Annotated in this window: 6 protein-coding genes; 2 read left to right on the forward strand and 4 right to left on the reverse strand. The window is 69.9% G+C overall.

What is annotated here, in order from left to right:
- Positions 1–27: 27 nt before the first annotated feature.
- Entirely contained in the window at positions 28–2592 is a 2565-nt protein-coding gene (glgP, locus tag ACTH43_RS06720) for an alpha-glucan family phosphorylase (RefSeq protein ID WP_441444153.1), read from the reverse strand.
- Positions 2593–2891: 299 nt separating this feature from the next.
- On the opposite strand from glgP, the gene ACTH43_RS06725 reads away from it, so the two are divergent.
- Positions 2892–4448, forward strand: a complete 1557-nt coding sequence (locus ACTH43_RS06725; protein WP_441444154.1) for an RNA polymerase sigma factor — start codon at positions 2892–2894, stop codon at positions 4446–4448.
- Positions 4449–4542: 94 nt separating this feature from the next.
- Here the strand turns inward: ACTH43_RS06725 and ettA are convergent, their stop codons facing one another.
- From ettA to ACTH43_RS06740, 3 genes are all read right to left on the reverse strand, one after another.
- A complete protein-coding gene (gene ettA / locus ACTH43_RS06730; RefSeq protein ID WP_441444155.1) occupies positions 4543–6225 on the reverse strand; it encodes an energy-dependent translational throttle protein EttA in 1683 nt (560 codons plus the stop codon).
- 342 nt (positions 6226–6567) lie between these two features.
- Entirely contained in the window at positions 6568–7260 is a 693-nt protein-coding gene (locus ACTH43_RS06735; protein WP_441444156.1) for an HAD family hydrolase, read from the reverse strand.
- A complete protein-coding gene (locus tag ACTH43_RS06740; RefSeq protein WP_441444157.1) occupies positions 7257–8390 on the reverse strand; it encodes a YlbL family protein in 1134 nt (377 codons plus the stop codon). Before ACTH43_RS06740 ends, ACTH43_RS06735 begins: the two co-directional genes overlap by 4 nt.
- Before the next feature lie 101 nt (positions 8391–8491).
- On the opposite strand from ACTH43_RS06740, the gene ACTH43_RS06745 reads away from it, so the two are divergent.
- A partial coding sequence (locus tag ACTH43_RS06745; RefSeq protein ID WP_441444158.1) for a zinc-dependent metalloprotease occupies positions 8492–10106 on the forward strand: 1615 nt, incomplete at its 3' end.

The following is a 10106-nucleotide window of genomic DNA, read 5'->3' on the forward strand; positions in this document are numbered from 1 at the left end:
CCTTTCAGTGGTGGTGCGGCGGGTCGCTCAGGCGGTGGCGACCAGCCCGAGCTCGGCGCGGGAGGCCAGCACCGGGTGCTGCGGCGTGACCCGCACGGTGTAGCCCACCTCGCCGGGAGCGGCGAGCGCGAAGCGTGCGGCCCAGCGGCCGTCGTCCCCGCGCTGCAGAGGGATCAGCTGAGGATCGATGATCTCATCATCCGCGCCGATCTCACCGAGCACCGCCTCGATCAGCACGTCCGTGTCGCGAAGGCCGCCCAGCTCGACGTCTGCCACCAGCGTGACCTCGGCGCCGGTGGAGACCGTCGACCCGTCGGTGCCCTCGAGGGTCACCCCGCTCACGGCGATCGCAGACCAGGCCTGCTGCACTGCGGCCTTCCACTCGGTGAACTCGCCGGCCAGCGCCGGATCCGAGGCGAAGGCGGACGCAGCCCGGGCGGCAGGCAGATAGAGGTCGGTGACGTAGTCACGCACCATGCGTGCCGCGACGATCTGCGGGGCGACCTTGACCAGCGAGGAGCGGACCTTGGTCATCCAGCCACGCTGCATGCCGCGCGCGTCACGCTCGTAGAACAGCGGGACGATCGACTGCTCGAGGATCTCGTAGAGGGCCTCGGCCTCGATCCGGTTGCGCTCGGACTGGTCGGGGACCTCCGCGGTGGGGATGGTCCATCCCGCCTCGTCGTCCTTCATCTCGTCCCACCAGCCGTCGGACACCGAGAAGGTGAGCCCGCCGTTGAGGACGGCCTTCATGCCGGAGGTGCCGGAGGCCTCCTCCGGTCGGACCGGGTTGTTCAGCCACACGTCCGAGCCGGCGATCAGCACCGAGGCCATGCGGATGTCGTAGTCGGGCAGGAAGGCGATGCGATGGCGCACGCCGTGGTCATCGGCGAACTGCACCAGCTGCTGGAGGAACTCCTTGCCGGGGCGGTCGGCCGGGTGCGACTTGCCCGCCACCACGATCTGGACCGGACGCGACTCGTCCAGCAGGATCTTCTTGAGACGCTCAGGGTCCGAGAGCATCAGCGTGAGGCGCTTGTAGGTCGAGACGCGGCGGGCGAAGCCGATGGTCAGGGCGTTGGGATCCAGGATGTGCTCGGTCCAGGCGAGCTCTGCCTCGTCGGCACCGCGGCGCAGCCACGACTCCTTGACGTGATCCCGAGCCATCGTCACGAGATCCGCGCGCAGCGCGTTGCGGGTCTCGGTGAGCTCATGGTCGGTGAGGGTCGCCAGGGCGCTCCAGTCGCTCAGCGAGGAGATGTCGACGTCGCCGAGCGCCTTCTTGTACAGGTCATCCATGTGCGCCGAGGTCCAGGTGCGGCGGTGCACGCCGTTGGTGACCGAGCCGATCGGCACCTCGGGCACGTCGAAGCCCGGGTAGAGGTCCTGGAACATGCCGCGGGAGACCGCGCCGTGGAGCTTCGCGACGCCGTTGGCGCGCTGGGCGATGCGGAATCCGAGCTGGGCCATGTTGAACACGTCCCCGCCCTTCTCGATCCCGAGGGCGAGTGCGGCTTCGACGGGCAGCGAGGGGATCAGGCGGGACAGGCCCGTCTCGTCGGCGTCGAGGTAGCTGCGCAGCCGGGAGGCGTCGAAGCGGTCGATGCCGGCCGGCACCGGGGTGTGGGTGGTGAACACGGTGCCCGCCCGCACTTCGGCCACGGCCTCGGAGAAGCTGGCCCCGGCGTCGATCCGGCGGCCTACACGCTCGAGGCCAGAGAAGCCCGCGTGGCCCTCGTTGAGGTGGAACACGGTGGGTGCCGGAGCTCCGGTCGCCTGGGCGTACGCCTCGACGGCGCGGACGCCGCCGATCCCCAGCACGATCTCCTGGACGATGCGGTGCTCGTGGTCGCCGCCGTAGAGCCGGTCGGTGATCTGGCGGGCATCCTCGTCGTTGGTCTCGAGGTTGGTGTCGAGCAGAAGCAGGGGGACCCGGCCCACCTGCGCCTTCCAGACGGCGATGGCGACCTCACGGCCGCCCGGCATCGTGACCGAGACGGTCAGCTGCTCTCCGGCGGAAGTGAGCACGGGAGAGATGGGCAGCTGCTCGGGATCGTTGTGATGGTAGTTCTCCTGCTGCCACCCGCTGGGGTCCAGCGACTGGGAGAAGTAGCCCCACTGGTAGAGCAGGCCGATGGCCACCAGCGGCACCCCGAGGTCCGAGGCGGACTTCAGGTGGTCACCGGCGAGGATGCCGAGGCCCCCGGAGTAGATCGGCAGGGTCGGGGTGATCCCGAACTCCATGGAGAAATATGCGATCGAGGAGCCGTCACCGGCGCCCTGTGCCCCGGGGACGGTGCGCTGGAACCAGCGACCGGAGTCGAGGTAGGTGCGCAGGTCACCAGCCTCAGAACGCATCTGCGCGAGGAACGTCTCGTCGCGGGCCGCCTCGGCCAGACGCCCCGCCGGGACCCGGGAGAGCATCGCGATCGGGTTCTCCCCGCTGGCGGCGAACACCTGCGGGTCGAGCGAGCGGAACAGGTCGACGGTCTGACGGCGCCAGGTCCAGCGCAGGTTCAGCGCGAGGTCGCGCAGAGGCTCGAGGACGCTGGGGAGGTCGGAGGAGACCGTGATCGTGGAGATCGGCTTCATGGCACCACGGTACCCGAGGACGTTGACAGGTCTTGCACATTTCTTGCGCTTCGGACGACGATGTTCTGCCCGCATTTTCCGCCGCCCTACCAGGGGAGATGCCCGATTGCCAGATCGTCCGACACGCAGAACTCCCTCGCTGTGCAACATTCTTGCAAGAGCTTTCCTCCCGGTGGGGCCGCCCGTTCCCGCGCCGACAGCGGCATTCGCCCCTCACCGGCGTCACTGCCTGCGACAATGGTGCGGCACCGTGGGGGACGGTGCCCCGACGACGAGAGCAGAACGCACGGAGGCGCCCGATGGGGAGCGACATACGGACCGGGGAGATGCCCGCGATCCCGGAGGACACCATCGACCTCGGAGAGCGCCTCGATCCGACGCGCACGCTGCTGCGGCGAGCAGCCGGTGGGGATCAGCGTGCCGCGGCCGCACTGGTGGACGTGCTCGGGCCCCGCATCCACGGCCTCTCCGTGCATGTGACGGGCTCCTCGGCGCGGGCGGAGAAGCTCGCCGTGACGGTGCTGCGCTCCTGCCTTCGAGAGGCCGGCGATCTCGCCGCGAGCGGGCTGCCGGGCGAGGCGGCGGTGCTGGACCGGGCCCGACGGGCCGCAGTGGCCACCAACCCCAGCGGTGACGTGCGCTCCCTGGTCGCACCGGACCTGGTCAACGACCGCACCCGCGACCGACGGGAGGTGGAGGTGCTGCGCGTGCTGCTGGAGCTGCCGCCGGCACATCGTGCGCTGGTCGAATCCGCCGCCCAGGGGCGGTTCTCCTACACGGGGCAGCCTCGCCAGCAGAACGCCGTGATCCTCTCCCAGGCACTGGATCAGCTGGTCCCCTTCGGCGGTCCGCCCGATGTGGAGACTCGAGCGCTGGCCGCACTCGATGCCCTGGCCCTCGCCGAGGAGGGTGAGCGGCTCCGACTGCGCGAGCTGACCCGGTATCCGGAGACGGCAGGGATTCATCGCCATGCCATCGAGGCCGCGGCGCGTCTCGCGCTGCTGACCACGGTCCCGCCGTCTCGCGATCTGCGCCTCGCCGTGCTCGAGGGCTTCGGTGCAGTGCGGACCGATGGCGCCAGCTCGAGTCCGCTCTCGGCCCGTCCTGCAGGCGCCGCAGAGCCCGAGCCCAGCTATCGGGGCGACTACGCCACTCCGGTGCTCGGAACCGACTCGCAGCGTCGGATGGTCGGCCCGCCGGCGATGGCGGGCGGACGCCACTCCAGCGCCGTGGAGCCACAGGACGGCTCGTCGATGGCCGCCAGCAGCGAGGCGGCTCTGCCGACGGGCGCTCCGGAGGGCGCCTCGTCCCCCGCCTTCTCCTTCCGCGCCACCGATGAGAAGCAGCGTTCGCGTCGCGACCGCCGGCGCGAGAAGCGGCGCACTGAGCAGGGGCGCCGCGGCGTCCCGTGGTTCTCCCGCACCGTCGCAGCAGCTGCAGTGGCCGCGTTGCTGGTGCTCGGCTATCTGCTGTCGGATGTCCACCATCAGCTCGAGGAGTCCGAGCGCCTCGCCTCAGCCTGGGCGAACCACACCATGACCGCCGGCGCCCAGCTGGTCCCCGGAGTCAGCGACAACGGGACCTGGCGCGCGGTCATCACCGAGGACGGCATCTCACTGCGCGCCGAAGGGGTCGTGGGCTGGGAGGACGAGGTCCTCGAGCTCTGGGGCGAGACCGATGGGGTGCAGCGCAGTCTGGGGGTGCTTGATCTCGCCGACGACGGCTCTATCAGGTTCACCACCGAGGAGAGCGATGAGCGTCTCTTCGTGACCCGCGAGATGCCCCCTGGGAATGAGTCCGGGACACCCTCCGAGCGTGTGGTGGCGAGCCTGGACCCCGCCGTCTCCGGGGTCTGATCCTTCTGAGCATGACGCCGCCCCGCTCGCGATGGCGAGCGGGGCGGCGTGTCGTGCGGGCGCGTCCGGCAGATCGTCTGTCGGAGCGTCTGTCTCAGTCGCGGGTCAGGCGGCGGTAGGTCACGCGGTGGGGACGTGCGGCGTCCTCGCCGAGGCGCTCGACCTTATTGGTCTGGTACGACTCGAAGTTACCCTCGAACCAGTACCAGTTCGCCGGGTTCTCCTCGGTGCCCTCATAGGCCAGGATGTGGGTCGCGACCCGGTCCAGGAACCAGCGGTCGTGGGAGACGACCACGGCGCAGCCGGGGAACTCGAGCAGCGCGTTCTCGAGCGAGCCGAGGGTCTGCACGTCCAGGTCGTTCGTGGGCTCATCGAGAAGCAGCACGTTGCCGCCCTGCTTGAGGGTCAGCGCGAGGTTCAGGCGGTTGCGCTCACCGCCGGAGAGGATCCCCGCCTTCTTCTGCTGGTCCGGGCCCTTGAAGCCGAACTGGCTGACGTAGGCGCGTGAGGGGATCTCGACCTTGCCGACCTGGATGTAGTCCAGCCCGTCGGAGACGACCTCCCAGAGGTTCTTCTCCGGGTCGATGTTCTCGCGGTTCTGGTCGACGTAGCTGATCTGGACGGACTTGCCGATCTTCAGCTCGCCGTCGTCCAGCGGCTCGAGGCCCACCATGGTCTTGAACAGCGTGGTCTTGCCGACGCCGTTGGGGCCGATGACGCCGACGATGCCGTTGGGCGGCAGGGTGAAGGAGAGCCCGTCGATGAGCACGCGCTCCCCGAAGCCCTTCTTGAGGTCCTTGGCGTCGATGACCTGGTTGCCCAGCCGCGGGCCCGGCGGGATGGTGATCTCGTCGAAGTCGAGCTTGCGGGTGCGCTCGGCCTCGGTGGCCATCTCCTCGTAGCGGGCCAGACGGGCCTTGGACTTCGCCTGGCGGCCCTTGGCGTTGGACCGCACCCACTCCAGCTCCTCCTTGAGGCGCTTGGCGAGCTTCTGGTCCTTCTTGCCCTGGACGTTGAGGCGCTCTTCCTTCTTCTCCAGGTAGGTGGAGTAGTTGCCCTCGTAGGGGTACAGGTGGCCGCGGTCGACCTCGGCGATCCACTGGGCCACGTGGTCCAGGAAGTACCGGTCGTGGGTGACGGCGATGACGGCGCCCTCGTACTGCTTGAGGTGCTGCTCGAGCCAGAGCACGCTCTCGGCGTCGAGGTGGTTGGTGGGCTCGTCCAGCAGCAGCAGGTCGGGCTTCTCCAGCAGCAGCTTGCACAGCGCCACGCGACGGCGCTCACCACCGGAGAGGTGGGTGACCTTCTCGTCGCCGGGCGGGCAGCGCAGGGCGTCCATCGCCTGCTCGAGCTGGGAGTCGAGGTCCCAGCCGTTGGCGGCGTCGATGTCGGTCTGGAGCTTGCCCATCTCCTCCATCAGCGCGTCGAAGTCGGCGTCGGGCTCCGCCATCTCCTCGCCGATGGCGTTGAAGCGCTGGACCTTCTGGAACAGCTCGCCCATGCCTTCCTGGACGTTCTCCAGGACGGTCTTGGACTCGTCCAGCGGCGGCTCCTGCAGCAGGATGCCGACGCTGTAGCCCGGGGAGAGCTTCGCCTCGCCGTTGGAGGGCTGGTCCAGCCCCGCCATGATCTTCAGGATCGTGGACTTGCCGGCGCCGTTGGGGCCGACCATGCCGATCTTCGCACCGGGGTAGAAGCTCATGGAGACGTCATCGAGGATGACCTTCTCGCCCACGGCCTTCCGGGCTTTGTACATGGAGTAGATGAATTCAGCCAACTCGTGTTCCTGTTCGGAGAGGGGTTCTGGGGATTCTCACCGGCGCGCCGCAGAGCGGTGCCGCACGGGATGTGTCGCACTGCCCGACTCTACCCGCATCCGGGCCTCTGACCCCCGATGGCGGGGCCGAGATAGACGCGTGCCACCCGTAACGCCCGTGCGGCGCCGGATCGGTCCCCGTCGGACACGGGTCGCACGCGCTCAGTCCAGTTGAACAGTCCAGTCGAGCAGTCCAGGCGGAAGAGCTCAGCCCAGTCGGAAGCGCTCGGTCCAAGCGCCCAGTCCAGTCGGAAGCGCTCGATCCAAGAGCTCAGCCCAGTCGGAAGCGCTCGGTCCAAGCGCTCAGTCCAGCGGGACGCCGCGTTCGGCGAGCAGCCGGCGTGCCGTCACCGCGCCGTGCTCGGTCCCCTCGGGGTGCACATCGCCGTTGCGGGGCCAGAAGTGGGCGTCGATGCCGCGTTCCTTCGCGGCGTCCACGTTCTCCTGGCGGTCGTCGAAGTAGATGACGGCCGAGGGGATGGACACTCCCCCGGTCTCGTGGGCGAGGACGTCGAGCATCACCTCGTAGATCTCGCGTTCCGGCTTGGCCGCTCGCTCCTCGCCGGAGACAACGGCGAGGGTGAACGCCTCGAACCAGTCCGCACGGCGCACCTCCTCCGCGAAGGACACCGACGCGTTGGACAGCAGGGCCAGGCGCACCTCGTTGCGGGCGAGATCGTGGATCAGCGACCTCGACTCGGGGTCCATCCGCAGGAAGTAGCGGTTGTCCGCCTTCTGCAGCTCGGCGATCTCGTCCTCGGAGAGCTCCTCGACCCCGACGGCGGCGGCCACTGCGGCCCAGTACTCGGCGAGGGTGGTGTCCCCGCGGTCGTAGGCACCCCGTTCACGCCACAGCGCCTCCTCGAGGACCGACGGCTCGCCGCCGAGCAGCTCATGCAGGTCCGGCACCGGGTCATGCCCGGCGCTCAGCACACCCCCGTAGTCGAACACCACTGTCGGCTTCGGCGGAGTGCGGCGTCGATTGCGCTTGCTCATTCGTTGTTCACGTCCTCACAGGTGGGCAGGCCTTCGGCGCTGCCGGTCTCGGCAATGGTCTCGGTGGCGTCGAGCGCGTCCTCGAAGTCCGTCACGGCGACGACCTCGAGCCCTTCGGGTTCGTAGCCGACGACCTCGTCGCAGTTGGCGCTCGGCGCGAGGAAGAACTCGGCGTCGGACTCGTCGGCGCCCACCATCTTCTGGCGGATCCCTCCGATGGGGCCGACCGCGCCGTCCACGGCGATGGTCCCGGTGCCGGCGATCTGGTGGCCGCCGGTCAGGGCGCCGGGGGTGAGCTCGTCATAGACGGACAGCGAAAAGATCATTCCGGCGCTGGGTCCGCCGATGTCCCCGACCGCGATCTGGACGTCCATCGGGAACTCATAGCCTGCGGCGAGCACCACGCCCATCCGGGGTGATCCGTCGGCCATCTCGGAGGGGACCTCGAGGTCCAGCTCCTCACCGGCGCGCCGCACCCGCATCGGGACCGTCCCACCCTCGGGCGTGGCCCGGATCAGCTCGCGGTAGCCCTCGAGGGAGCTCGCCGTCTCGCCGCCGACGGAGACGATCACGTCCCCGCCCTCCAGGGTGCCGTCGGCCGGCGCCCCCTCCTCGACTCCCGCGATCATCACCACGGACTCGTACTCGAGACCGAGCTCGTCCAGCGCCACGGCGACCGCACCCTGCTGGGAGGTGCTCATCGCGGCGGTGTTGTTCAGCACGGTCTGCTCGCGGGTCTGCCCCTCGGGGAACACCGCCTCCTTGGGCAGCACCATCTTGGAGCGGTCGAACCAGGCGGCGACGACCTCCACCGGAGTCACCCGGTATCCCGGCCCGCCGTCGACGGAGACCGTGGTCATCATCAGCGCGCCATCGGTCGGATGGGTCTCCGCCCCGTCGATGACCAGGATCTGCTCGCCGTCGTACTCGCCGAGCACATCGATCGCGGGCCCCGGACGCTCGATGACATAGGGCACCGGGATGAAGGAGCCGCCCAGGATCATCACGCACAGCAGCAGCAGCGAGACCAGCGCCAGCACCGGGCGTGCGAGCTGCGCGTCGTCGACGGACCGGGCGAGCAGCTTGCGCACCCTGCGGGCGGGCGACGGGGCGGTGGGGTCTTCTGTCACCCCGACATTGTGCCCCACCGTCCGCATGCTCCTCGCGGCGCGCGGAGCGACGATCAGGCGCGGTCGGTAGGCTGGGGACCCACGCACAGCTGGAGGTGGCCATGAGTGATTCCCCGATCCCGGGTGGACCCGGTGATATGGACGAGGAGGCGCTGAAGCGCTTCCTGAAAGAGACGTTCGGAGACGCCCTCCCCGAGGGTGCCCTGGACGGGTTGGACCTCTCTGCGCTCGCGCAGCAGGCCGATCTCCCCCAGGACCCCGCCCAGCTGCGGGCGGCTGCCGCCCAGATGCAGCACATGTTCGCCGCACAGGGCGATGACCCTGTGAACTGGCAGATGGCGGAGGACATCGCCCGGCGCACCGCCGCCGGGCAGGCCGGGATCCCCGGCGCCGAGTCGCCGGCAGGGACTCCCGGCGATCCTTCGCCCGGCGACACCGCGATCGCGGACCTCCGGCAGGCTGCGCAGGTGGCGCGGCTGTGGCTGGATCCGGTGATCGCGATCGACGTGCCCACCGCGGAGCTCGGCGTCTACAGCCGCGGTACCTGGCTGCATCGCACCCTTCCGCACTGGAAGCCCATCGTCGAACCGGTCGCGAAGTACATGGCCGGCGCGATCGGCGAGGCGATCGCCGCCCAGTTGGGGCAGATGGGTGACATGGGTGCTGGGATGCCACTGCCCGGTGGCGATCCGGCCGCGATGATGGAGCGGATCGGCGGGACCATGTTCGGCGTCCAGTTCGGTCACGCCATCGGCGCCCTGGCCCGCGAGGCCGCCGGCACCACCGATCTCGGGATGCCGCTGGGCCGGGACGGGGAGCCCGCCCTGGTCGCCGCGAACGTCGAGGACCTGATCTCCGCGCATTCCCTGGACCCTGCCGCTGCGCGCATCTTCCTCGCCGCCCGCGAGATCGCGCACACCGCGCTGTTCAGCGCCGCGCCCTGGCTGGGCAAGGCGCTCTTCTCCGCGATCGAGGACTACTCCCGCGGCATCACCCTGGACCTCGACGCGCTCGATGAGATGGTCCGGGATCTGGACCTCTCCGACCCGGCCGCGATGCAGGCCCGGCGCCCCGAGGACATGTTCGTCTTCACCCGCCGCGCCTCGCAGGAGCGCGCTCTCGAGGAGCTCGCCACCACCCTGGCCCTGATCGAGGCATGGGTGGACCACGTGACCACCAAGGCGCTCGAGGGCAAGCTGCCTGATCTCGAGGCCATGCGCGAGGTGCTGCGGCGGCGCCGTGCCGCTGGCGGGCCTGCCGAGCAGATGCTCTCGAAGACCGTCGGCATCGAGCTGCGTCCACGGCGGGTGCGCGAAGCCCTCTCCTGGTGGGACAGCGTGCTGGCCACCGAGGGCGAGTCCGGACGCGAGGCGAAGTGGGATCATCCCGACCTGCTGCCCAGCGCCGAGGTGCTCTCCGGCCGCCCGCGGGCACCCCAGCAGGCCGCCTCCGAGGAGGAGGCCGAGGGGCTTGCACAGGTCGCGATCCCGGAGGACTTCGACGCCGAGCTGGCGAAGCTGCTCTCCGGTGATGGCCAGGAGCAGGCACCACGTGAGGATGAGCAGGGCGGGCTGCGAGGCCCCGGCCCCGCTGGCTCTGCCGGACCCGCCGGACCCGAGGGCTCTGCCGGCCCTGCCGGACCCGAGGGCTCTGCCGGCCCTGCCGGACCCGAGGGCTCCGACAGCCCCAAGGGTTCCGACGGCCCCGAGGGCTCCG

This window comes from Brachybacterium sp. (assembly GCF_052095815.1).
Lineage (GTDB): Bacteria > Actinomycetota > Actinomycetes > Actinomycetales > Dermabacteraceae > Brachybacterium.

Excerpts from the sequence above, each read along its gene's own strand:
- ACTH43_RS06725 (WP_441444154.1), top strand. The coding sequence starts at position 2,892 with ATGGGGAGCGACATACGGACCGGGGAGATGCCCGCGATCCCGGAGGAC.
- ACTH43_RS06735 (WP_441444156.1), bottom strand. The coding sequence starts at position 7,260 with ATGAGCAAGCGCAATCGACGCCGCACTCCGCCGAAGCCGACAGTGGTG.
- glgP (WP_441444153.1), bottom strand. The coding sequence starts at position 2,592 with ATGAAGCCGATCTCCACGATCACGGTCTCCTCCGACCTCCCCAGCGTC.